Origin of the sequence: Escherichia sp. WS547 (assembly GCF_046486065.1) — a bacterium.
GTDB classification, from domain to species: Bacteria; Pseudomonadota; Gammaproteobacteria; order Enterobacterales; family Enterobacteriaceae; genus Escherichia; species Escherichia coli.
This window is the reverse complement of sequence record NZ_JBJQMA010000016.1, coordinates 36755-59237: the sequence shown is the minus strand read 5'-3', so window position 1 is coordinate 59237 and position 22483 is coordinate 36755. Positions and strand designations below refer to the sequence as shown.

Genomic DNA, 22483 nt, shown 5'->3' with positions numbered 1-22483 from the left:
GATAGCTGGAGGAAATTATTACACTCTTAAGGATAAGTCATGAATATAAAGACGCTTAACGTCAGCCTTTTGTCTTTTTCTATTATTACAGCATTGTTTCCGTTGAACGCGTTGGCAACAAAATTAACCATTGAGCAGCGCCTTGAACTGCTTGAAAATGAATTGTCGCAAAATAAACAAGAGCTGAGAGCAACACAGAATGAACTGGGGGTATATAAATCCCGACTTTCGACCTTACAAAAAAGTATTACGGAAAATAAATACAAATCAGCCTCACTTGCTGAAATATCAGCGACATCTCCCGTCGCTGATAACATCAAAAATGAAAACGGTGAACAGAACTCGTCTGCCGCAGCGCATACTATAAATGGATCGCAGCAAGTTGCCGTTATTGAAAGTAAAGGCGACAAAACCACTATCGAAAGCGTGACCCTGAAAGATATCAGTAAATATATAAAGGATGATATTGGGTTCAGCTATCAGGGGTACTTCCGCTCAGGCTGGGGTACCGGAAATCATGGCTCACCACAAACTTATGCAGCGGGTTCTCTGGGACGTTTTGGTAACGAGATGAGCGGTTGGTTTGACTTAACCTTAAATCAGCGTGTTTATAATCAGGACGGTAAAACGGCAAATGCGGTCGTTACCTATGATGGCAACGTAGGTGAGCAGTATAACGATGCCTGGTTTGGTGACAGTGCCAATGAAAATATCATGCAGTTCAGTGATATTTATCTGACAACGCGAGGTTTTTTACCCTTCGCGCCAGAGGCAGACTTCTGGGTAGGCAAACATAAACTCCCGCAATATGAGATCCAAATGCTGGACTGGAAAACCTTAACCACGGATGTCGCTGCGGGTGTGGGGATTGAAAACTGGGCACTTGGTGTAGGGCTGTTTGATATGTCCTTAAGCCGTGATGATGTCGATGTTTACTCTCGTGATTTTACGCGTACCAGTCAGATGAATACCAATTCTGTGGATGTTCGTTATCGCAATATCCCGTTATGGGATGATGCAACATTATCATTAATGGCTAAATATTCCGCACCAAATAAAACGGATCAACAACAAGATAATGAAAATGACGACAGTTATTTTGAAATGAAAGATAGCTGGATGCTGACTTCTGTTTTACGGCAAAACCTGCAACGCGATACGTTTAATGAATTTACGTTACAGGTTGCCAATAATTCCTATGCCAGCAGTTTTGCCAGTTTCTCAGATGCCAGTAACACGATGGCGCATGGTCGCTATTACTATGGTGACCATACCAATGGGATCGCCTGGCGTTTAATCTCTCAGGGCGAGATGTATCTTACTGACAATATTATTATGGCTAACGCGCTTGTCTATTCCCATGGCGAAGATGTTTATAGTTATGAAAGTGGCGCTCATAGTGATTTTGACAGTATTCGCACCGTAGTAAGACCGGCCTGGATCTGGAATACATGGAATCAGACGGGGCTTGAATTAGGCTGGTTTAAGCAACAGAACAAAACACAGCAGGGTGTAACACTAAATGAATCGGCTTATAAAACGACACTCTGGCATGCATTGAAAGTGGGTGAAAGCATTTTAGGTTCACGACCAGAAATTCGCTTCTATGGAACGTATATCAATATTCTGGATAACGAATTATCTAATTTTAAGTTTAATGAGAACAGCAAAGACGAGTTTATGGCCGGCATCCAGGCGGAAGTCTGGTGGTAATCTATTTTAGTTAAGGAGTTGTGTATGTCAGGATTTAAAAAAGGTTTTTTATGGGGCGGCGCGGTAGCCGCGCATCAGTTGGAAGGTGGCTGGAATGAAGGAGGAAAAGGCATCAGTATCGCTGATGTGATGACTGCTGGCGCTCACGGTGTGCCGCGTGAAGTGACAGAAGGCGTTATCGACGGACTTAATTATCCCAATCATGAAGCAATTGATTTTTATCATCGCTATAAAACAGATATTCAGTTATTTGCCGAGATGGGATTCAAATGCTTTCGAACTTCCATTGCCTGGACACGAATCTTTCCGCAAGGTGACGAACAGGAGCCGAATGAAGAGGGTTTAAAATTTTATGATGATCTGTTCGATGAATGCCTGAAGCAGGGAATGGAACCTGTGGTGACGCTTTCGCATTTTGAGATGCCTTACCATCTGGTGACAAAATATGGTGGCTGGCGAAACCGTAAACTGATCGACTTTTTTATCCGCTTCGCATCAACGGTCTTCACGCGCTATAAAGAAAAAGTAAAGTACTGGATGACGTTTAACGAAATCAATAATCAGGTGAATTTCAGCGAAAGCCTGTGTCCATTTACTAATTCCGGTATCTTGTATTCGCCAGAGGAAGATATCAATGAGCGCGAACAAATAATGTACCAGGCGGTACATTACGAGTTAGTTGCCAGTGCCCTGGCGGTACAGACTGGAAAATCGATCAATCCTGAATTTAATATCGGCTGTATGATCGCCATGTGCCCCATCTATCCTCTGACGTGTGCACCCAACGATATGATGATGGCCACGAAAGCGATGCATCGTCGTTACTGGTTTACTGATGTTCATGCGCGTGGATATTATCCGCAACATATGCTGAATTACTTTGCCAGGAAAGGATTCAACCTCGATATCACACCAGAAGATAATGCGATTCTTGCCAGAGGTTGTGTCGACTTTATCGGCTTTAGCTACTACATGTCTTTTACGACACAATTTTCGCCAGATAACCCGCAACTGGATTATGTTGAGCCACGAGATTTGGTCAGCAACCCTTATATCGATACATCCGAATGGGGATGGCAAATTGATCCGGCAGGGCTACGTTATTCACTCAACTGGTTCTGGGATCATTTCCAGTTGCCGCTGTTTATTGTCGAAAATGGATTTGGTGCGGTTGACCAGAGACAAGCTGACGGCACGGTGAACGATCACTATCGCATTGATTACTTTGCTTCCCATATTCGGGAAATGAAAAAAGCCGTTGTTGAAGATGGTGTTGACTTAATTGGCTACACACCGTGGGGCTGCATTGACCTGGTTTCTGCCGGAACAGGGGAAATGAAAAAGCGCTACGGAATGATTTACGTCGATAAAGACAACGAAGGGAAGGGAACGCTGGAACGGATACGTAAAGCGTCGTTTTACTGGTATCGGGATCTCATCGCCAACAATGGCGAAAATATTTGAGACTTCAGGAAGATATTACGGAGATATCAGGCTCTGTGATCAGAGCCTGACAATAACTACATAGCGTGTTGATTATAATAGGGCACGCCGAGCGCATCCGACTTATCACTGCCAGTACCCATGTGATTTAAATCAAACGGTGGTTGTTCCTGCGATGGGGGAACAACCACGACATTGGCACAGGAAGTAACAACCGGCTGCGTGGTTTGTTCCGCAATGCCCTGCGTGGAAAAGAGAATAAACGCAGCTGCTATTGCGGATAAAAGTGGTTTCATGATTGCCTCAGTGACGTTGTCACGTTATCAACTAGCTGTTGTAATGATTTAATGGATGTAAAAAGCGCGATTCGCCCTGCATATTGGTCATCCGGTATTTATGTGGCGGAACATCAAAGTAATTTTTGAAGGTTCGGGTCAGAGTTTGTTGCGACTCGAAGCCATATCGTTCTGCCAGATAGAGTATCGGCTCGTTACTTTCCTTCAGCTTTTGCGCGATTTCCGTCATCTTACGGCTGCGGATGTATTGGCCTAATGAATGACCGGTTTCTTTTTTAAACATCCGTTGCAGGTGCCATTTAGAGTAACCCGAACGCTCTGACACTTTCTCCAGTGACAGTGGCGATTCCAGGTTGTCCTCGATCCAGTCCAAAATGCTATGAATGGTAATAGCGTCAGTATTGCGTCTGGACATCGTCATACCTCTTTTTTTGTTTACGGCAGGACTTTCTTAAGCAAATGCTCAAGTGTTGCCACTTCGTCCGCCGTCAGGTTTTTTGTTAATTCTTGATGCAGGTCCTGGCCAACTAATTGATGACATTGTTCACATATTGCCGCGCCGCTGGTGGTAAGTTTTACCAGTACGCCGCGCTTGTCATTCGGGTTCGGCAACCTTTCCACCCAGCCTTTACAGACCAGGCGATCCAGCATACGGGTCAGCGCCCCCAGGTCGACCGATAACACTCTTTTCAGTTCAACCGGAGTAATACACGCCGCGCAGCGGATAGAGCAGAGCACCTTAAACTGTGCCGCGGTAATATCCAGCGGAGACAGATACTCGTTAAGCAGGCGATCTTTCTTCTGATTAACCATATGGATTAAGCGACCCAATGGAATAATTTCATTGAACAGATCGCTGGTACTTTTCACATTAGTTGCCCTGGCAAGTAATTAGTTGCAGGGGATAATATTGCCCAGGCAAGTATAAGTCAAATGAATGAATTGACCGATGCCACGTTTTGCTAAATCGGTTCAAGTTTTGGTCAATGCGATGCAAGGCTAGCTAAAGAGTGACACTTTATCGTTGTTTACCCCTTATACTTTTCGCTGATAACCCAGATACACAGGATAACAACCACCAATGTTAGATTTATTTAAAGCAATTGGCCTGGGGCTGGTGGTGTTACTACCGTTAGCTAACCCATTAACAACTGTCGCGTTATTTCTTGGCCTGGCAGGCAACATGAACAGTGCCGAACGTAATCGTCAGTCGTTGATGGCCTCGGTGTACGTCTTTGCCATCATGATGGTGGCGTATTACGCCGGGCAACTGGTGATGGATACATTTGGCATTTCGATTCCCGGTCTGCGAATTGCAGGCGGCTTAATCGTCGCGTTTATCGGTTTTCGGATGCTTTTTCCGCAACAGAAAGCGATTGATTCACCGGAGGCGAAAAGCAAGTCGGAAGAGCTGGAAGATGAACCCAGTGCCAATATTGCCTTTGTACCACTGGCAATGCCAAGTACCGCCGGTCCGGGAACCATTGCAATGATTATTAGCTCGGCGTCCACAGTGCGTCAGAGTTCAACCTTCGCTGATTGGGTACTGATGGTTGCGCCGCCGCTGATCTTTTTCCTGGTGGCGGTTATTTTGTGGGGAAGTCTACGCAGCTCTGGCGCAATTATGCGGCTGGTGGGTAAGGGGGGCATTGAAGCGATCTCCCGTCTGATGGGATTCCTGCTGGTATGTATGGGTGTGCAGTTTATTATTAACGGCATCCTGGAAATCATTAAAACGTACCATTAAAAAAGGCCCGAATGGGCCTTTCAACTATTGCGTCTGTTCTTCGAGTGTCACTGGCCAGCGGCGAAATATAATGATTGACCATATTAACGCGGCAAAAGCAGGCACCGCGCCCACATAACCAATCATCGACATTGACCAGTGCAGACTCACCTGATTACCTACCAACGCACCCGCCCCGATTCCAATATTAAATATCCCGGAGAATAGCGCCATCGCGACGTCGGTGGCATCTGGTGCCAGCGCCAGCACTTTAACCTGCATACCAAGCCCGATGATCATCATCGCGATCCCCCAGAAAATACTTAGCACCCCGAGGTGTATTTCACTGTTCGCCGCAGGTAGCAGCAGTGCGAGGCACACCAGCAACAACGCAATCGCCGTACTCACCAACGCAGACGCATACTGATTACCCAGTTTACCGAAAATCACGCTGCCAATAATGCCCGCACCACCGAGTAATAACAGTAATGCCGTGGCAAAGTTGGCGCTGAATCCCGCAATGTTTTGCACAAAAGGCTCGATATAGCTGTATGCCGTGTAATGGGCGGTGACAACCACCACAGTTAACAAATAAATGCTCATTAATGCCGGGCGGCGGAACAATAGCGGGAGGCTTTTCAATGAACCGGAATGCTCACTGGGCAGCAAGGGAAGTAACTTAATCAGGCACAAAAGGGTAATAAACGCCCCGATACCAATCGCGAAGAAGGTCATTCGCCAGCCAAAATACTGCCCCACAATGCGCCCGAGAGGTAAACCTAATACCATCGCCAGTGCAGTACCGGTGGCAATTAAACTCAATGCCTGTGCTCGCTTCCCGGCCGGAGCCATACGGATCGCCAGAGACGCCGTAATCGACCAGAAAATCGCATGTGCAAAAGCCACACCAATGCGACTGATCACCAGAACGGTAAAACTCCACGATAAAAACGACAGTACGTGGCTGGCAATAAACACCACAAACAGGCAGATCAGTAATTTGCGCCGTTCAACCTGGCTGGTCATTAACATAAAAGGCAATGACATTAGCGCTACTACCCATGCGTAAATGGTCAACATAATGCCGACCTGAGCGGTTTGCATGTGAAAACTTTGCGCAATGTCAGAGAGCAGGCCAACTGGGACAAATTCGGTGGTGTTGAAGATGAAGGCGGCGACTGCCAGCGTAACGACCCGTAGCCACGCCACTTTGCGGGAAACAGTGTTTGTTGTCATAACAGATTATCGGGTGAGTTGCGAAAAAGTGATGAAATGATCTTAAAACGGTTAATGATGTGAATACAATGCATTTGTGATCTGGATCGCGTTTTCCGTTTCTCTGACGCTGATTCGTTCACGCGTCAGAGAGTCGGTCACATCACGGTTTAATGACGTTCAGGGAGGTCTGGCGTTTTGGAGGTTGCGGGTATAGGTGGTCTGACAGGGGAGCGAGGCCTGTTTTTCACCAGGTCTTCATGAGTAACTTTTGGCGGCGTTTCATTTTTTACAAAAAGTTTGAGGGTCTTGCGCGCCATATGTTTGATAATTTTATCATCACTTAATGATGCTGGCATCAACACGTCAATCAAATCACTTTCATTGGGATTCATAAATTGGTGATAGTGCAATAACATATTGGCGAAAAATAAAAACAAGTCCTGAAAATGTGGAAAATCTTGTTCTGCTAAAAGGGATAAAAAGCAGATGCAGACTTCGGGTAGTACATGTTTGTTAGAACCTAGTGAATCCATCAGACTTTGCAATAAATCCTCTTTTAATTCGCTGTCCGTTATGTCGAGAATAGCGGTGAGCAAGTTAGGTTCTTTATTCCCGAACCATCTGTGAACCTCAGAGTTATTCCATAATCGGGGGAGTATGACAAAATTACCGCGAGAGATAAAATTCAGGACAAGCAAATCAAACTGGCGTAAGTAATCTGCAGCGGTATGGTGATCCGGATGCAGGGGTTCAATATGTGGCGTATGCGCTCTTTTGATAGGAACACCAGGGTTGATCATTGGAAATTGTTCAATAAAATCATTCAGAAACAGAAAGAGCACACGCTCGACGCCGGTCTGAAATACGCGCCCCATAGTGACAGGCTTTGGGTTGGGAGCGCAAAAAATATTAATTTCCCCATCATGGCGGAAATTATCTAAATAAATAGGGCTTAAATTTATCACTACCTGAAATTCAATATTTTCTTTGTGTCTTCCATTCCTGTCAGGATAAGTGAGTTTAAATTGAACTTTTTCATTGTATAGCGTGTCGTTACCCCGGAAAGAGGTTCTCTGAATATATGATAAGTTATCAAGCTTATTAAATATCTTTTTTGTGGCTGAGCTGATATTTAAAGACGTACGCCACTCTTCATCACATATTATTGTACTTAGCGCATCAATAAAATCCTTTAAAACTTCTTTTACCTGAGGTGCAATATTACGAACGGGAAAATCATCAGGAAGAGATATGTAATTGCTGATGCTTACTGGCGTAACCATATTTGCCCCATATAGTCATAAGTCATCGGAGCATCACTATATAGAGCATATTAGCCGCAAGAACTATCAAAAATAGCTCATTGCTAACTCTGTTTTGCCGAGTCAGACACATCCAGTAGTTGAATAAATGCCTCAAGCGGACGCGTTTTTGCACCGCGACGCCAGACCAGCCATGTTGTTAACCAACGCCATTGCTCAGCTAACGGCCACGCCTCAACCTGGTGATGCCCCGGCATACTTTCCAGCATAGAGCGTGGAATAAGCGCAATGCCTGCTCCTGCGACCACACAGGCCAACATCCCGTGATACGACTCCATCTCGTGAATAGTTCCCGGAGCGGCACCGTCAGCATGAAACCAGCTCTCGAAGTGGCGACGATACGAACAATTGGCGCGGAAGGCATAAATGTTACTGCCATTAACCTGACTGGCGCGGGTTACTGGCGCATGTCCTTGTGGCGTGACGATCATCAGCTCCTCGCGGTACACCGGTATCCCGTCAATGGCAGTATGGTTAATGGGCCCATCAATAAACGCTGCATTCAGTTTTCCCTCCAGCACACCTTCCAGCATAGTGCCGGAAGGGCCGGTGGAAAGTGAAAACTGAATTTTGGGATAACGACGGTTAAATTGCGCCAGCGTGGCCGGAATGCGCACTGCAGCGGTGCTTTCCAGCGAACCAAGAGAAAATAAACCTTGCGGCTCATCGCCAGCGACAACGCTCCGCGCTTCATCCACTAACGCGAGAATTTGTTGGCTATAGCGTAAAAAGTTATGCCCGGCAGGCGAGAGACGTAAACGCTGATTCTCGCGAATAAACAGATCAACCCCCAGTTCTGTTTCCAGCTGGCGTAGACGGGTAGTGAGATTCGACGGCACGCGATGCACTTTTGCTGCAGCCTGGGTAATGCTGCCAGCTTCGGCAACCGCGTTGAACATCTCCAGTTGGGTCAGATCCATAATATTCTCGATTCGTGAATAAGTGGCTTAATATTATTCATTTTAAAGCAAGAGTAAATCTGCGTATCTTTTTACCATAACTCATAAAGGAGATACCCCGATGACCATTACTCCGGCAACTCATGCAATTTCGATAAATCCTGCCACCGGTGAACAACTTTCTGTGCTGCCGTGGGCTGGCGCTGATGATATCGAAAACGCACTTCAGCTGGCGGCAGCAGGCTTTCGCGACTGGCGCGAGACAAATATAGATTATCGTGCTGAAAAACTGCGCGATATCGGTAAGGCTCTGCGTGTCCGTAGCGAAGAAATGGCGCAAATGATCACCCGTGAAATGGGCAAACCAATCAACCAGGCGCGCGCTGAAGTGGCGAAATCGGCGAATTTGTGTGACTGGTATGCAGAACATGGTCCGGCAATGCTGAAGGCGGAACCTACGCTGGTGGAAAATCAGCAGGCAGTTATTGAGTATCGACCGTTGGGGACAATTCTGGCGATTATGCCGTGGAATTTTCCGTTATGGCAGGTGATGCGTGGCGCGGTTCCCATCATTCTTGCAGGTAACGGCTACTTACTTAAACATGCGCCGAATGTGATGGGCTGTGCACAGCTCATTGCCCAGGTGTTTAAAGATGCGGGTATCCCACAAGGCGTATATGGCTGGCTGAATGCCGACAACGACGGCGTCAGTCAGATGATTAAAGACTCGCGCATTGCTGCTGTCACGGTGACCGGAAGTGTTCGTGCGGGAGCGGCTATTGGCGCACAGGCTGGAGCGGCACTGAAAAAATGCGTACTGGAACTGGGCGGTTCGGATCCATTTATTGTGCTTAACGATGCCGATCTGGAACTGGCGGTTAAAGCGGCGGTAGCCGGACGTTATCAGAATACCGGACAGGTTTGTGCAGCGGCAAAACGCTTTATCATCGAAGAGGGAATTGCTTCGGCATTTACCGAACGTTTTGTGGCAGCTGCGGCAGCCTTGAAAATGGGCGATCCCCGTGACGAAGAGAACACTCTCGGACCAATGGCTCGTTTTGATTTACGTGATGAGCTGCATCATCAGGTGGAGAAAACCCTGGCGCAGGGTGCGCGTTTGTTACTGGGCGGGGAAAAGATGGCTGGGGCAGGTAACTACTATCCGCCAACGGTTCTGGCGAATGTTACCCCAGAAATGACCGCGTTTCGGGAAGAAATGTTTGGCCCCGTTGCGGCAATCACGATTGCGAAAGATGCAGAACATGCACTGGAACTGGCTAATGATAGCGAGTTCGGCCTTTCAGCGACCATTTTTACCACTGACGAAACACAGGCCGGACAGATGGCGGCACGTCTGGAATGCGGTGGGGTGTTTATCAATGGTTATTGTGCCAGCGACGCGCGAGTGGCCTTTGGTGGCGTGAAAAAGAGTGGCTTTGGTCGTGAGCTTTCCCATTTCGGCTTACACGAATTCTGTAATATCCAGACGGTGTGGAAAGACCGGATCTGACGCGACATATTCAGCTCTGATATACTCGCAGGTCTTTTCAGACCTGCGGTCCAGGAGTAGAAAGTGGCAGTCGCCATGGATAATGCAATTTTAGAAAACATCTTGCGGCAAGTGCGGCCGCTCATTGGTCAGGGTAAAGTCGCGGATTATATTCCGGCGCTGGCTACGGTAGACGGTTCCCGATTGGGCATTGCTATCTGTACCGTTGACGGACAGCTTTTTCAGGCCGGAGACGCGCAAGAACGTTTTTCCATTCAGTCTATTTCCAAAGTGCTGAGTCTCGTTGTCGCCATGCGTCATTACTCCGAAGAGGAAATCTGGCAACGCGTCGGCAAAGATCCGTCTGGATCACCGTTCAATTCTTTAGTGCAACTGGAAATGGAGCAGGGTATTCCGCGTAATCCGTTTATTAATGCCGGTGCGCTGGTGGTCTGCGATATGTTGCAAGGGCGATTAAGCGCTCCTCGGCAACGTATGCTGGAAGTCGTGCGCGGCTTAAGCGGTGTGTCTGATATTTCCTACGATACGGTGGTAGCGCGTTCCGAATTTGAACACTCCGCGCGAAATGCGGCTATCGCCTGGCTGATGAAGTCGTTTGGCAATTTCCATCATGACGTGACAACCGTTCTGCAAAACTACTTTCATTACTGCGCTCTGAAAATGAGCTGTGTAGAGCTGGCCCGGACGTTTGTCTTTCTGGCTAATCAGGGGAAAGCTATTCATATTGATGAACCTGTGGTGACGCCAATGCAGGCGCGGCAAATTAACGCACTGATGGCGACCAGTGGTATGTACCAGAACGCGGGGGAGTTTGCCTGGCGGGTGGGACTACCGGCGAAATCTGGCGTTGGTGGCGGTATTGTGGCGATTGTTCCGCATGAAATGGCCATCGCAGTCTGGAGCCCGGAACTGGATGATGCCGGTAACTCGCTTGCGGGTATCGCCGTCCTTGAACAATTGACGAAACAATTAGGGCGTTCGGTTTATTAATGCAGTCTCTCGATCCACTCTTCGCGCGTTTATCCCGTTCAAAATTTCGCTCTCGCTTTGGTTTGGGTGTGAAAGAGCGTCAGTATTGTCTGGAGAAAGGCGCGCCAGTCATCGAACAACATGCGGCGGATTTTGTCGCTAAACGTCTTGCTCCGGCATTACCGGCTAACGACGGTAAGCAAACCCCCATGCGCGGGCATCCGGTGTTTATCGCTCAGCACGCCACTGCAACCTGTTGTCGCGGTTGTCTGGCTAAGTGGCATAACATTCCGCAGGGTGTTTCGTTAAGCGAGGAACAACAACGTTATATCGTGGCGGTAATCTATCACTGGTTGGTTATACAGATGAATCAGCCATGATAATTGCGGAAAACGATAAAATAGCATTCCCAGGATATCTTTATTTGCCGCCGCTGTCAGCGAACATGCTATCCTTTATAAGAATTTACTTATTACGTTGAGATAATTGCCACCCGCAATTGTATGGACAGATAATTAATGCATGTACAGCCCATTTCAACTTTCCGTTTGTTCCAGGAAGGTCATCTGCTACGTAATAGCATCGCTATTTTTGCGCTAACCACGCTGTTCTATTTCATTGGTGCAGAGTTACGGCTGGTTCACGAACTTTCTCTTTTCTGGCCGCTGAATGGCGTAATGGCGGGGGGGTTTGCCCGCTATGTCTGGCTTAATCGACTGCATTACTATGCGATCAGTTATGTGGCAATGCTGGTTTATGATGCCATAACCACCGAATGGGGGCTGGTTTCACTGGCTATCAATTTCTCCAATATGATGTTTATTGTTACCGTCGCCTTACTGGTCGCGCGGGATAAGCGTCTGGGGAAAAATAAGTATGAGCCGGTAAGTGCCTTACGGCTATTTAATTACTGTCTGATTGCCGCATTATTATGCGCTATTGTCGGGGCGATTGGTTCGGTCAGTATTGATAGTCTGGATTTCTGGCCTTTGCTTGCCGACTGGTTCAGTGAGCAATTCTCAACGGGCGTGTTGATCGTGCCTTGTATGCTGACGTTGGCAATTCCTGGAGTGCTGCCGCGCTTTAAAGCAGAACAGATGATGCCCGCTATCGCGCTTATTGTGTCGGTTATTGCCTCGGTAGTCATTGGCGGAGCGGGGAGTCTGGCGTTCCCGCTGCCTGCATTAATCTGGTGTGCAGTGCGCTATACGCCGCAGGTAACATGTCTGTTGACCTTTGTCACCGGTGCGGTTGAAATCGTACTGGTGGCAAATTCAGTGATTGATATCTCGGTCGGTTCGCCGTTCTCCATTCCGCAAATGTTCTCCGCACGTCTCGGTATTGCCACGATGGCGATATGCCCAATTATGGTTTCTTTTAGCGTGGCAGCGATCAATTCGCTAATGAAGCAAGTTGCGCTGCGAGCCGACTTTGATTTTCTGACTCAGGTTTACTCACGGTCCGGTCTTTATGAGGCGCTGAAAAGTCCATCGCTGAAACAGACACAACATCTGACTGTCATGCTGCTTGATATCGACTATTTCAAAAGCATTAACGATAACTATGGACATGAATGTGGCGATAAAGTGTTAAGCGTGTTTGCCCAGCATATTCAGAAGATTGTCGGTGATAAGGGGCTGGTGGCGCGAATGGGCGGCGAAGAATTTGCTGTTGCAGTGCCGTCGGTGAATCCTGTCGATGGTCTGCTAATGGCGGAAAAAATCCGTAAAGGCGTTGAACTGCAACCGTTCACCTGGCAACAAAAAACGCTTTATCTCACGGTAAGTATTGGCGTCGGTAGTGGTTGCGCATCGTACCGAACGCTGACCGATGACTTTAATAAATTGATGGTCGAAGCCGATACATGCCTGTATCGCTCGAAGAAAGATGGGCGCAACCGTACCAGCACTATGCGTTACGGTGAGGAAGTTGTCTGACATCTTTATTCATTCACAGCGATTTTAACGGAATGTGTTCTACCACTTTATTGAGCGAATAAAAGGCGTAGTTCCTCGATTAAACCATGATCCGCGCCACACTTTTCTCATAAAACTGCTCATTAATCATCAGGAGTTGATCAAAACAGGGGTTCGGCGTATTAAAGTTTGCTAACCTGTCGTACCAATTCAAACAGGTTGTATGACTAATCAGAAGGGAACCCATTGTGAAAACACTAAATCGTCGCGATTTTCCCGGTGCACAGTATCCAGAACGTATCATTCAGTTTGGTGAAGGTAACTTCCTGCGCGCCTTTGTTGACTGGCAAATCGATCTCCTGAATGAGCACACCGATCTGAATTCTGGCGTGGTCGTTGTTCGTCCGATTGAAACTTCATTCCCGCCGTCACTGAGCACGCAGGATGGTCTGTATACCACCATTATCCGTGGTCTGAACGAGAAGGGGGAAGCGGTCAGCGACGCGCGTCTGATTCGCTCTGTTAATCGTGAAATCAGCGTCTACAGTGAATACGATGAATTCCTGAAACTGGCGCACAACCCGGAAATGCGCTTTGTTTTCTCTAACACCACCGAAGCGGGTATCAGCTACCATGCGGGCGATAAATTCGATGACGCGCCAGCGGTAAGTTATCCGGCAAAACTGACCCGTCTGCTGTTCGAACGTTTTAGCCATTTCAACGGAGCGCAGGATAAAGGTTGGATCATCATCCCGTGTGAGTTGATCGACTACAATGGCGACGCGTTGCGTGAACTTGTGCTGCGCTATGCGCAAGAGTGGGCACTACCAGAAGCATTTATTCAATGGCTGGATCAGGCTAACAGCTTCTGTTCTACGCTGGTGGACCGTATCGTTACCGGCTATCCGCGTGATGAAGTGGCTAAACTGGAAGAAGAACTGGGTTATCACGATGGTTTCCTCGACACCGCTGAACACTTTTACCTGTTTGTGATTCAGGGGCCGAAATCCTTAGCGACTGAGCTGTGCCTGGACAAATATCCACTCAACGTGCTGATTGTTGACGATATTAAACCGTACAAAGAACGCAAAGTGGCAATCCTCAACGGTGCGCACACCGCGCTGGTGCCGGTGGCGTTCCAGGCAGGGCTGGATACCGTAGGTGAAGCGATGAACGATGCCGAAATTTGCGCATTCGTTGAAAAAGCCATCTACGAAGAAATTATTCCGGTACTGGATTTGCCTCGTGATGAACTGGAATCTTTCGCCAGTGCAGTCACCGGACGTTTCCGTAACCCGTACATCAAGCATCAGCTGCTGTCTATCGCGCTCAACGGTATGACCAAGTTCCGCACCCGCATCCTGCCGCAACTGCTGGCAGGGCAGAAGGCAAACGGCACACTTCCGGCGCGCCTGACTTTCGCATTAGCGGCATTGATTGCGTTTTATCGCGGTGAGCGTAATGGAGAAACATATCCGGTACAGGACGATGCACACTGGCTGGAACGTTATCAGCAACTCTGGAGTCAGCATCGTGACCGTGTTATCGGTACCCAGGAACTGGTAGCGATTGTTTTGGCAGAAAAAGACCACTGGGAGCAGGACCTGACGCAAGTGCCTGGTCTGGTCGAGCAGGTGGCTAATGACCTGGATGTGATTCTCGAAAAAGGAATGCGCGAAGCTGTACGTCCGTTGTGCTAATACTCTGAACCCGGTTTCGACCGGGTTTCTTATTTCACTATATTAGTTACAACATCCTATGTGCCTTTATCATTAACGGGTGCCATATGCCACACCTGTAAATGTTGTAAGCTTGTAGGTAATTTGTAAGTAGTGTCTTGAGAATGTGATCGTAATCACGTTTAATAGGGCGACTTTTCCACGCCTGAAGATAACCATGATTGTTCGTCCACAACAACACTGGCTGCGCCGTATTTTTGTCTGGCACGGTTCAGTATTATCCAAGATATCCTCGCGCTTACTACTCAATTTTCTCTTTTCTATCGCTGTTATTTTCATGCTGCCCTGGTACACGCATTTGGGCATTAAATTCACCCTCGCACCGTTCAGCATTCTCGGTGTCGCCATCGCCATTTTTCTTGGTTTTCGTAATAATGCCGGTTACGCCCGTTACGTTGAAGCGCGAAAACTTTGGGGGCAGTTGATGATTGCCTCGCGGTCGTTACTGCGCGAGGTAAAAACGACATTGCCGGATTCGGCAAGTGTAAGGGAGTTTGCCCGGCTGCAAATCGCCTTCGCCCACTGTTTACGCATGACATTACGCAAACAGCCACAGGCGGAAGTGCTGGCTCATTATCTCAAGACGGAAGATCTTCAGCGTGTACTGGCTTCGAACTCTCCAGCTAACCGCATCTTGTTAATAATGGGGGAGTGGTTGGCGGTTCAGCGACGCAATGGACAACTTTCAGATATCCTGTTTATTAGCCTCAACGATCGGCTTAATGATATTTCAGCGGTTCTGGCAGGCTGCGAGCGCATTGCCTATACGCCAATTCCCTTTGCCTACACCCTGATTTTGCATCGTACCGTTTATCTGTTTTGTATCATGCTGCCGTTCGCGCTGGTCGTGGACCTGCATTACATGACGCCTTTTATCTCTGTGCTGATTTCCTACACTTTTATTTCGCTGGATTGTCTGGCGGAAGAACTGGAAGATCCCTTCGGTACTGAAAACAATGATTTACCGCTGGATGCCATCTGCAACGCTATTGAAATTGACCTGTTACAGATGAACGATGAAGCAGAAATTCCGGCAAAAATTCTTCCCGATCGTCATTACCAGCTGACGTAAGATTTACTCCGTACGCCGGGCAACAATAAACAGACGCGGAAATGCCAGCAGTATCTGTCCGTTCTCTTGCAGTGGATACTGCTCTTCCAGCATCTGATGGTAGCGCGTAAGAAAATGCTGCTGTTCGCTCTCGGTCAGATCCTGTAACCACGGACGTAATCCAGTGGCGGTCACCCAATCGATAATCGCCTGGTGCGACGGCATCTGGTGATAGTAAGTGGTTCGCCAGATATCGACCTCACATCCGGCTTCGCTCAAAATATCGTAGTAAGCATGAACGCCAGCCAGCGGCTCACGCCCGCGATCCGGATAATTTTGTTCCCAGGCGACTTCGCGCATGAGCACATGGGTTGGCTCTAGCCAGTTATCTGGCATCTGTACTGCCAACACACCATGCGAATTAAGTAAAGAAACCAGATGAGGGAACAATTCGTAGTGGTCGGGCAGCCATTGCAGTGAGGCATTAGCAAAAATCAGATCGAGTGCCTGTTCCGGTTGCCAGTTGCGGATGTCTGCTTCCACGAACTGGCAGTCTGGCAAAGCACTGCGCGCTTCAGCAATCATCGCCGGAGACGAGTCGATGCCTGTTATCCTGGCCGCAGGCCAACGTTGATGCAGCAGGGCGGTGCTGTTACCTGGGCCACAGCCAAGATCGGCAACGTATTCGATATTCTCCAGCGGCACTCTGGCAAGCAGCTCCACCGCCGGACGCGATCGTTCAGCGGCAAAGTGCAGATATAAAGAGGGGTTCCAGTCAGACATTTTTTTACTCCCGTCAGCGCGTTACCCCAATTGTAGATAAAATTGATAAATTCGCCTCACGGCATCAACCCATTGAACAGACGTTTTTTACGCGGCCCGGTCATTAAAGCTTCCAGTTTTGCGACACAGGTTTTGTAGTGGGGCGTGGTTTTATGGAACGCCACTGCGTCTTCATCTTTATAAGCTTCGTAGATATAAAAGCGCGAATTCACTTCCGGGTCCTGTAAGACATCGAAGCGCAAATTGCCTTCTTCCTGTACCGAGCCCAGGTGGTTCTGGCGAAAAACTTCGATAAACTCGTCAACCTTGTCTTCATGAACGTTAATTTCAACCAGTGTGACGTGCATGTTTCTTCTCCTTAATCCGCAGTTACTGTTTTTCACTCAGATAGAGTTCATATGCCCGATCAGCCGTTTCGTTATGGTGTACTACCGCCTGTACGGCTTTCATCATCGCCACCGGATGGTCAGACTGGAAAATATTACGCCCCATATCCACACCAGAAGCGCCCTGATCGATAGCCTGCCAGCACATTTCCAGCGCCTCGCGCTCCGGTAATTTTTTACCGCCAGCAATAACAATGGGTACCGGACATCCGGCAACAATCCGTTCAAAACCTTTTTCGACATAATAGGTTTTGATAATCTGCGCCCCCATTTCAGCGGCGATTCGAGTCGCGAGCGAGAAATAACGCTGATCGCGCACCATATCTTTGCCCACGCCAGTCACGGCCATGGTCGGCATTCCCACTTTCATTCCGGCATCGACCAGCTGAATAATATTTTTGATCGACTGATGTTCATATTCGCTGCCGATATAAACCTGCGCCGCCACCGCGCAACTGTTCAGGCGCACGGCATCATCCATCGATAACGCCACGGCTTCATTACTTAATTCCGCCAGAATAGAGTTCGCACCTGACGCCCGCAGTACCACCGGCTTATTGGTCGCAGGGGGGACTACGCTGCGCAAAATGCCGCGCGTACACATTAATACATCGGCATGTTCAAACAGCGGGGCGATATTTATATCAATGCGTTCAAGTCCGGTAGTCGGCCCCTGAAAATAACCATGATCAAAGGCCAGCATCACGGTTTTACCCGTTTTCGGATTAAATATCCGCGATAAGCGTGACTGCATTCCCCAATCCAGTGCACCGCAACCTTTCAGGGTAAAAGGGATATTTTGTTGCGGTTGATCGGTACGAAAATCTTTACCATCTTTAATATCGTCTAAATCTGCCATAACGTACTCCGGTTAAGTAATGCACATCAGAAATCGTATTTGCCGATATTCTCTTTGTTGAATATCACGCGCTCCGGTAACAGTACGATGCCATTACCATCCGCTTCGTAGTCATAGCCCTGAACGCTGTTTGGCGAGACTTCCACCTGACCTACGCCCTGAATATCCAGCTTGTCGCCCGTTTTCATTGATCCTTTTTTCAATAATTCATCCGCGACATAAACTGAAATTTTGCCTTGCTGAACCACATCCCACAGGCCAAATTCTTTCACCGTGCCGCGTTCCACATACGGACGCATCACGTTTGGCGTACTGAATCCGACAATCGCAACTTTGTCATTTTTCAGGTTTTCTGCGGCTTGTGCGGCAGCGGGCAGGGCGTTGGCGTCGGGGGCGATAATGGCGTCGAGATCGCTATACGCTTTTAATATTCCTTCTGCGGTTTGTAATGATTTAGTGGCATCGTTATAGCCAAACTGCGTAGTGACAATTTCCCAGCCAGGATGCTCTTTGGCGATTTTAGCTTTCGCTTCTTTCACCCACTGGTTTTGGTCCGTAACGGTGGGGCTTGAGTAGAAAAACGCGACTTTGGCTTTGTCTTTATTCACCTGACGCGCCGCCATATCCACCAACATACCTCCCAACTGGGCGGGCGTTCCCTGATTAATGTAGTAAGAGCGGCACTCCGGTTTAGTATCAGAGTCCCAGGTCAGCACTCTCACACCACGTTGCATGGCGCGTTTCAGTGCCGGACACAAGCCATCAGGCGAAACCGCAGAAACGATAATGGCGTTATAACCTTGATTGACAAAGTTATTAATCAACTGTACCTGACCAGAAACACTGGGTTCTGTCGGCCCGTCGTAGGTCACATCAACGCCCAGCTCTTTACCCGCTTGTTGTGCGCCGTTGCCACCGCTGGTAAAAAATCCCACGCCAACCAGTTTGGGAATAAATGCAATACGCTCTGCGGCCTGCACATTCATAGAGATTGCGGCAATGCCAAGCGCGCTAAGTAAGGCGATTTTCTTAAAGCGATGAAGTGTCATGAAGATATCCTTTATGGCAATGGGTTATTGGCCCGACGCGCCAGCCACTCTTTAATTTGCTGGCGATGCAGGCTAACGGAACGACCTACGACAACGACGATAAGTAGCGCACCGGAAAGGGCGCTGGACACCTGATTTGGCACTCCTGCCATTTGCAAACCTTGTTGCAAATATCCCACTAGTAAAACCGCAATGGCGGTGCCGATAATGGAACCGGAACCACCATAAATATTGGCACCGCCAAGCACCACGGCGGTGATGGCGGGCATCAGAAACGACGCACCGAGATCGGAACGTGCTGAACCAAAATACGACACCAGCAGCACAGCGGCGACCGCAGACGCCAGCCCCGTCATGGCATAGAGCGCACATAAGGTACGGTTAACTGGAATCGCGCTATAAAGCGCCACGCGCGGGCTTTGCCCAATCAAAAACACGTTACGTCCGGCATGGGTTTTATGCAGCCAGAGCCAGAAAACGAGGAGACATATCAGGAAGATAATCAGCGGAACAGGGAGTCCCAGCACATCCAGGTTAGCGAAATCTGTAAACGCCATCGGGAATCCACCAATACCTTCGTACCCCGTCGCTCCGGCCATCCCGGAAAGCAGCAGGGCGCTTCCGGCAAACAGATACAGCGTGCCAAGCGTAATCACCAGCGGGTTAACTTTGGTATAGATAATTAATCCGGCGTTGATCAACCCGCACAATGCGCCGAGCAGTAAGGTCAGAAGAATCGCCAGCGGCATCGGCACACCACTTTGAAACAGTACGCCCAATGCAATGGCGCAGAGGCCGATAGTCGAACCAAACGAAATATCGATCCCGCCACTGACAATCACCATCGTCAGCGGTAGGGCGACAATGCCAATGCAAATAAAGTCACTGGTGCTGAACAGCAACATATTGAGATCTAACATCCGCGGGTTAATTGCACCAAATGCAACAATCTCAATAACGAGCAGTGCGGCAAGAGCCAGTTCCCAACCGTAGCGAATACGCATTACGCGGCCTCCCGTTTTTTACCTGACGAAGCGGGTTTAACGGATGGCGGTGGCATCATAAAGCGGGCATATTTTTGCCGCCGCAGATTACGTTCCAGCGCACAACGCAGGCGTCCATCAAACACCAGCACCGCCAGCAGAACCATGCCCGCGATAAAATCATTCCACCATGCCGGAATGCGCAACAGCACCAGTACACTATCGATCTGCGTCAGGAACCATGCGCCGAGTACCGCACCGATGATCGCGCCGGAACCGCCGAGCAAACTAATGCCGCCCAGCACGCAGGCTGCAATTGCTTTCATCTCCAGCCCGGTACCGGTCTGGTTGGGGATAAAACCAATCTGCGAAGCAAACACAATTCCCGCCAGTGCCGCCATGCAGCCGTTCAACGAAAATGCCACAATGCGAATGGCTTCCGTACGAACGCCCAGTTGACGAGCGCCCTGTAAATTATCGCCCGTGGCATAAAAACTGCGTCCAAACGCCGTCTTCGCCAGCAGCCAGGCCATAAATGCCATCAGAATTATCGTCAACCAACCAATCGCGGAAACGCCAAACAGCAGCGGGGCGGAGAGTTGTTTCAGTTCGGCGGGTAATCCCTCAATCCATTTACCGCCAGTCCACAGCAACATGATGCCTCTGTACAACCCTAACGTGCCAAGGGTGGCGACAATGGCAGGGATCTTTAGCCACGCGACCAGGACACCGTTGAAAAATCCCGCGAGCAAACCAAGCAGTAAAGTCGCGACACAAGCAACAGGTAGTGAATACCCCGCGTTCAGTAACATTCCCAACAGCACTGCGCACATTCCGGTAATCGAACCTACCGAAACATCGATATTGCGCGTGAGCATCACCAGCGTCGCGCCCATTGCCAGTAGGATCAGGATTTGCGCGCTGCTATAAACCATGGTCAGCGTTTGCATACTTAAATACTGGCGGTCGAGAAAACCGGGTAATACAAACAGCAGCACCACCGCCAGCAGTGCCGTGATTTCACGGTTGTTCTGAATAAATTTCAGCATGACGCCTCCTGACGCTGACTATCGCCGAAGGCAACGCGCATAATGGTCTCGACATTAATATCGCGCCCGGTCAGTGCAGAGTGGGCAATTTCGCCCTGATGCATCACATACACGCGATCTGCCATCAGTTCGATCTCTTCGAGATCAGAGGAGATAAGCAGCACAGCCACATTCTGTGCGGCGATGCTGCGCAACAGTTGGTAGATATCATTACGCGCCGAGACATCCACGCCGCGCGTCGGCTCATCGACAATCAATACTTGCGGCGAAGCTTCCAGGCATTTGGCAATCAGGATTTTTTGCTGGTTGCCACCGGATAATGTCCGTGCAGCTTGTTCCGGTTGGTTAAATTTAATATTCAGCGCCCGACGATAACGTTCCAGGGTGGCATTATCTTTCGCGGTTTTCGCCCAGAATCCACGAAGGTTATGAGTAAGGGCGCAGACGTTCCACGCCAGTGAAGCATCGAGATTAAGTCCGGATGACTGGCGATCTTCCGGCAGATAAACCAGACCGCGCAGTAAACGTTCTCCGGTGGATAATCTATTGATCTCTTTACCATTCAGCATAATGCGTCCGCCACGCAAAGTACGCAGACCATAGAGCGTCTCGGCCAGTTCTGTGCGTCCGGCACCCACCAGCCCAGCCAGACCCAGAATTTCTCCGGCATTAAGCGTCAGGCTGACATTCCTGAAACCTTCGCCGGTCAGATTTTCCAGTGTCAGCACCGGCGTTCCCGCGGTATGTTGTGGGCGGTTGCCAGGTAATTCCAGCCATAATTTTTGGCTGGCAGAGAGCGATTTTTCCCGTAGCGCTGGCGTAATGGCCTGAATAATGTCGTCGGTAGACAGTTCGATGGTTTTGCCGCTTAAGGCGATAGTTCCGTCGCGCATCACGCTAATCCGATCGGCAATCTGGCGAATTTCCGGCAGCTTATGCGAGATAAAAACAATACCCACGCCAGTAGCAAGCAGCTCTTGCAAGCGAGTAAACAAGCGTTCGGTTTCCGCAGGGGTAAGCGAGGCGGTAGGTTCATCGAGGATCAGAATCCGCGAGTCGCGCATCAGCCCGCGGAGGATTTCCACCATTTGGCGATCGGCGACATCCAGCGATCCTGCCAGACTATGCAGATCAAACTGGCAGCCCAGCGCCGCCAGCAAGTTCTTCATTTTCTGCATGGAGAGCTGTTTTTTTGCCAGCCCAAACAGGATGTTTTCTTTTATCGACAGGCTTGGGAAAAGCAGCGGTTCCTGGGGAACGAGATAAATACCCAGCTGATGAGCATGAACTGGCGTTAATCTGGCGTAGTTGTTGCCCCCAATCTCCAGCGTACCGCTATCAGCAGGGGTAATACCGGCAATAATCTTCATTAACGTCGATTTACCGGCACCATTGCCGCCGAGCAGGGCGTGGACCTCCCCCTGATGCAACGTAAAATCGATGCCTTTCAGGACATTGACCCCTGAATACTGTTTATAAACCGAGCGGGCGCAAAGTAGCGGTAACGCGCGGGTATCACTCGTTTGCATATTTCCCCCGTTCAGTTTTGCAGGTGAGTTTTGAACAAATGTA

The 22483-nt window shown here is 49.0% G+C and carries 22 protein-coding genes; 9 read left to right on the top strand and 13 right to left on the bottom strand.

Translation table 11 applies throughout. The features are described 5' to 3' along the window. Nucleotides 1-39 precede the first annotated feature (39 nt). Together ACJHWK_RS15105 and ACJHWK_RS15100 are read left to right on the top strand one after the other, a co-directional pair. Entirely contained in the window at nucleotides 40-1713 is a 1674-nt protein-coding gene (locus ACJHWK_RS15105; protein WP_001523319.1) for a carbohydrate porin, read from the top strand. A 24-nt stretch (nucleotides 1714-1737) separates the two neighbouring features. Continuing rightward, entirely contained in the window at nucleotides 1738-3177 is a 1440-nt protein-coding gene (locus ACJHWK_RS15100) for a 6-phospho-beta-glucosidase (protein ID WP_001523317.1), read from the top strand. 56 nt (nucleotides 3178-3233) lie between these two features. Here ACJHWK_RS15100 and marB read toward each other — a convergent pair whose 3' ends face one another. Genes marB through marR form a run of 3 tightly spaced genes read right to left on the bottom strand, consistent with a single transcriptional unit; the run spans nucleotide 3234 to nucleotide 4322 of the window. Next, nucleotides 3234-3452, bottom strand: coding sequence for a multiple antibiotic resistance protein MarB (gene marB, locus ACJHWK_RS15095; RefSeq protein ID WP_000803518.1), 219 nt, complete (start codon nucleotides 3450-3452; stop codon nucleotides 3234-3236). A gap of 31 nt (nucleotides 3453-3483) precedes the next feature. After that, entirely contained in the window at nucleotides 3484-3867 is a 384-nt protein-coding gene (gene marA, locus ACJHWK_RS15090) for an MDR efflux pump AcrAB transcriptional activator MarA (protein ID WP_000091199.1), read from the bottom strand. Between the two features lie 20 nt (nucleotides 3868-3887). Continuing rightward, nucleotides 3888-4322: a multiple antibiotic resistance transcriptional regulator MarR gene (gene marR / locus ACJHWK_RS15085; protein ID WP_000843422.1), complete on the bottom strand. Its 435-nt coding sequence runs from the start codon at nucleotides 4320-4322 to the stop codon at nucleotides 3888-3890. Nucleotides 4323-4533: 211 nt separating this feature from the next. Here marR and marC point away from each other — a divergent pair, with 211 nt between their 5' ends. Continuing rightward, nucleotides 4534-5199, top strand: coding sequence for an NAAT family transporter MarC (marC, locus tag ACJHWK_RS15080; RefSeq protein WP_000885033.1), 666 nt, complete (start codon nucleotides 4534-4536; stop codon nucleotides 5197-5199). A gap of 24 nt (nucleotides 5200-5223) precedes the next feature. Here marC and ydeA read toward each other — a convergent pair whose 3' ends face one another. From ydeA to ptrR, 3 genes are all read right to left on the bottom strand, one after another. After that, nucleotides 5224-6414 carry an L-arabinose MFS transporter gene (gene ydeA, locus ACJHWK_RS15075; RefSeq protein ID WP_000210785.1) on the bottom strand — a complete coding sequence of 397 codons (1191 nt, stop codon included), beginning with the start codon at nucleotides 6412-6414 and terminating at the stop codon, nucleotides 5224-5226. 149 nt (nucleotides 6415-6563) lie between these two features. Then, nucleotides 6564-7679 (bottom strand): putative protein YneK, encoded by a 1116-nt coding sequence (gene yneK, locus ACJHWK_RS15070; RefSeq protein ID WP_001523312.1) that lies wholly within the window; start codon nucleotides 7677-7679, stop codon nucleotides 6564-6566. Between the two features lie 83 nt (nucleotides 7680-7762). Next, entirely contained in the window at nucleotides 7763-8638 is an 876-nt protein-coding gene (gene ptrR / locus ACJHWK_RS15065; RefSeq protein WP_000366511.1) for a putrescine utilization regulator PtrR, read from the bottom strand. A 100-nt stretch (nucleotides 8639-8738) separates the two neighbouring features. Between ptrR and sad the strand changes: the two genes are divergently transcribed. From sad to ACJHWK_RS15035, 6 genes are all read left to right on the top strand, one after another. Then, on the top strand, nucleotides 8739-10127 hold the full coding sequence (gene sad / locus ACJHWK_RS15060; RefSeq protein WP_000156620.1) for a succinate-semialdehyde dehydrogenase: 1389 nt from the start codon (nucleotides 8739-8741) through the stop codon (nucleotides 10125-10127). A gap of 63 nt (nucleotides 10128-10190) precedes the next feature. Continuing rightward, nucleotides 10191-11117 carry a glutaminase B gene (gene glsB, locus ACJHWK_RS15055; protein WP_000257409.1) on the top strand — a complete coding sequence of 309 codons (927 nt, stop codon included), beginning with the start codon at nucleotides 10191-10193 and terminating at the stop codon, nucleotides 11115-11117. Further along, complete coding sequence (locus tag ACJHWK_RS15050) at nucleotides 11117-11476, top strand: DUF4186 domain-containing protein (RefSeq protein WP_001523310.1); 360 nt, start codon at nucleotides 11117-11119, stop codon at nucleotides 11474-11476. Before glsB ends, ACJHWK_RS15050 begins: the two co-directional genes overlap by 1 nt. Before the next feature lie 138 nt (nucleotides 11477-11614). Beyond that, the gene (locus tag ACJHWK_RS15045; RefSeq protein ID WP_001523309.1) at nucleotides 11615-13033 is read left to right on the top strand and encodes a diguanylate cyclase; all 1419 of its coding nucleotides are present in this window, start codon (nucleotides 11615-11617) and stop codon (nucleotides 13031-13033) included. Nucleotides 13034-13260: 227 nt separating this feature from the next. Beyond that, complete coding sequence (gene uxaB / locus ACJHWK_RS15040) at nucleotides 13261-14712, top strand: tagaturonate reductase (protein ID WP_001523308.1); 1452 nt, start codon at nucleotides 13261-13263, stop codon at nucleotides 14710-14712. Between the two features lie 196 nt (nucleotides 14713-14908). Beyond that, nucleotides 14909-15823 carry a bestrophin family protein gene (locus tag ACJHWK_RS15035; RefSeq protein WP_001313828.1) on the top strand — a complete coding sequence of 305 codons (915 nt, stop codon included), beginning with the start codon at nucleotides 14909-14911 and terminating at the stop codon, nucleotides 15821-15823. 3 nt (nucleotides 15824-15826) lie between these two features. On the opposite strand, the gene tam is transcribed toward ACJHWK_RS15035, so the two are convergent. From tam to lsrA, 7 genes are read right to left on the bottom strand one after another with little or no spacing between them, the layout of a single operon-like run. Then, on the bottom strand, nucleotides 15827-16585 hold the full coding sequence (gene tam, locus ACJHWK_RS15030) for a trans-aconitate 2-methyltransferase (protein WP_001286549.1): 759 nt from the start codon (nucleotides 16583-16585) through the stop codon (nucleotides 15827-15829). A gap of 56 nt (nucleotides 16586-16641) precedes the next feature. Beyond that, nucleotides 16642-16932, bottom strand: a complete 291-nt coding sequence (gene lsrG, locus ACJHWK_RS15025; protein WP_000558525.1) for a (4S)-4-hydroxy-5-phosphonooxypentane-2,3-dione isomerase — start codon at nucleotides 16930-16932, stop codon at nucleotides 16642-16644. Nucleotides 16933-16954: 22 nt separating this feature from the next. Then, nucleotides 16955-17830, bottom strand: a complete 876-nt coding sequence (lsrF, locus tag ACJHWK_RS15020) for a 3-hydroxy-5-phosphonooxypentane-2,4-dione thiolase (protein WP_000774183.1) — start codon at nucleotides 17828-17830, stop codon at nucleotides 16955-16957. A 26-nt stretch (nucleotides 17831-17856) separates the two neighbouring features. Continuing rightward, nucleotides 17857-18879, bottom strand: a complete 1023-nt coding sequence (gene lsrB, locus ACJHWK_RS15015) for an autoinducer 2 ABC transporter substrate-binding protein LsrB (RefSeq protein WP_000172469.1) — start codon at nucleotides 18877-18879, stop codon at nucleotides 17857-17859. A gap of 11 nt (nucleotides 18880-18890) precedes the next feature. Continuing rightward, the gene (gene lsrD / locus ACJHWK_RS15010) at nucleotides 18891-19883 is read right to left on the bottom strand and encodes an autoinducer 2 ABC transporter permease LsrD (RefSeq protein ID WP_001222721.1); all 993 of its coding nucleotides are present in this window, start codon (nucleotides 19881-19883) and stop codon (nucleotides 18891-18893) included. Then, on the bottom strand, nucleotides 19883-20911 hold the full coding sequence (lsrC, locus tag ACJHWK_RS15005; protein WP_001523307.1) for an autoinducer 2 ABC transporter permease LsrC: 1029 nt from the start codon (nucleotides 20909-20911) through the stop codon (nucleotides 19883-19885). The genes lsrD and lsrC overlap by 1 nt, the downstream gene beginning before the upstream one ends. Next, nucleotides 20905-22440 (bottom strand): autoinducer 2 ABC transporter ATP-binding protein LsrA, encoded by a 1536-nt coding sequence (gene lsrA, locus ACJHWK_RS15000; protein WP_001523306.1) that lies wholly within the window; start codon nucleotides 22438-22440, stop codon nucleotides 20905-20907. The genes lsrC and lsrA overlap by 7 nt, the downstream gene beginning before the upstream one ends. Nucleotides 22441-22483 lie beyond the last annotated feature (43 nt).

Excerpts from the sequence above, each read along its gene's own strand:
- ACJHWK_RS15105 (WP_001523319.1), top strand. The coding sequence starts at position 40 with ATGAATATAAAGACGCTTAACGTCAGCCTTTTGTCTTTTTCTATTATT.
- ACJHWK_RS15100 (WP_001523317.1), top strand. The coding sequence starts at position 1,738 with ATGTCAGGATTTAAAAAAGGTTTTTTATGGGGCGGCGCGGTAGCCGCG.
- marB (WP_000803518.1), bottom strand. The coding sequence starts at position 3,452 with ATGAAACCACTTTTATCCGCAATAGCAGCTGCGTTTATTCTCTTTTCC.
- marA (WP_000091199.1), bottom strand. The coding sequence starts at position 3,867 with ATGTCCAGACGCAATACTGACGCTATTACCATTCATAGCATTTTGGAC.
- marC (WP_000885033.1), top strand. The coding sequence starts at position 4,534 with ATGTTAGATTTATTTAAAGCAATTGGCCTGGGGCTGGTGGTGTTACTA.
- ydeA (WP_000210785.1), bottom strand. The coding sequence starts at position 6,414 with ATGACAACAAACACTGTTTCCCGCAAAGTGGCGTGGCTACGGGTCGTT.
- yneK (WP_001523312.1), bottom strand. The coding sequence starts at position 7,679 with ATGGTTACGCCAGTAAGCATCAGCAATTACATATCTCTTCCTGATGAT.
- ptrR (WP_000366511.1), bottom strand. The coding sequence starts at position 8,638 with ATGGATCTGACCCAACTGGAGATGTTCAACGCGGTTGCCGAAGCTGGC.
- sad (WP_000156620.1), top strand. The coding sequence starts at position 8,739 with ATGACCATTACTCCGGCAACTCATGCAATTTCGATAAATCCTGCCACC.
- ACJHWK_RS15050 (WP_001523310.1), top strand. The coding sequence starts at position 11,117 with ATGCAGTCTCTCGATCCACTCTTCGCGCGTTTATCCCGTTCAAAATTT.
- ACJHWK_RS15045 (WP_001523309.1), top strand. The coding sequence starts at position 11,615 with ATGCATGTACAGCCCATTTCAACTTTCCGTTTGTTCCAGGAAGGTCAT.
- ACJHWK_RS15035 (WP_001313828.1), top strand. The coding sequence starts at position 14,909 with ATGATTGTTCGTCCACAACAACACTGGCTGCGCCGTATTTTTGTCTGG.
- tam (WP_001286549.1), bottom strand. The coding sequence starts at position 16,585 with ATGTCTGACTGGAACCCCTCTTTATATCTGCACTTTGCCGCTGAACGA.
- lsrG (WP_000558525.1), bottom strand. The coding sequence starts at position 16,932 with ATGCACGTCACACTGGTTGAAATTAACGTTCATGAAGACAAGGTTGAC.
- lsrF (WP_000774183.1), bottom strand. The coding sequence starts at position 17,830 with ATGGCAGATTTAGACGATATTAAAGATGGTAAAGATTTTCGTACCGAT.
- lsrB (WP_000172469.1), bottom strand. The coding sequence starts at position 18,879 with ATGACACTTCATCGCTTTAAGAAAATCGCCTTACTTAGCGCGCTTGGC.
- lsrD (WP_001222721.1), bottom strand. The coding sequence starts at position 19,883 with ATGCGTATTCGCTACGGTTGGGAACTGGCTCTTGCCGCACTGCTCGTT.
- lsrC (WP_001523307.1), bottom strand. The coding sequence starts at position 20,911 with ATGCTGAAATTTATTCAGAACAACCGTGAAATCACGGCACTGCTGGCG.
- lsrA (WP_001523306.1), bottom strand. The coding sequence starts at position 22,440 with ATGCAAACGAGTGATACCCGCGCGTTACCGCTACTTTGCGCCCGCTCG.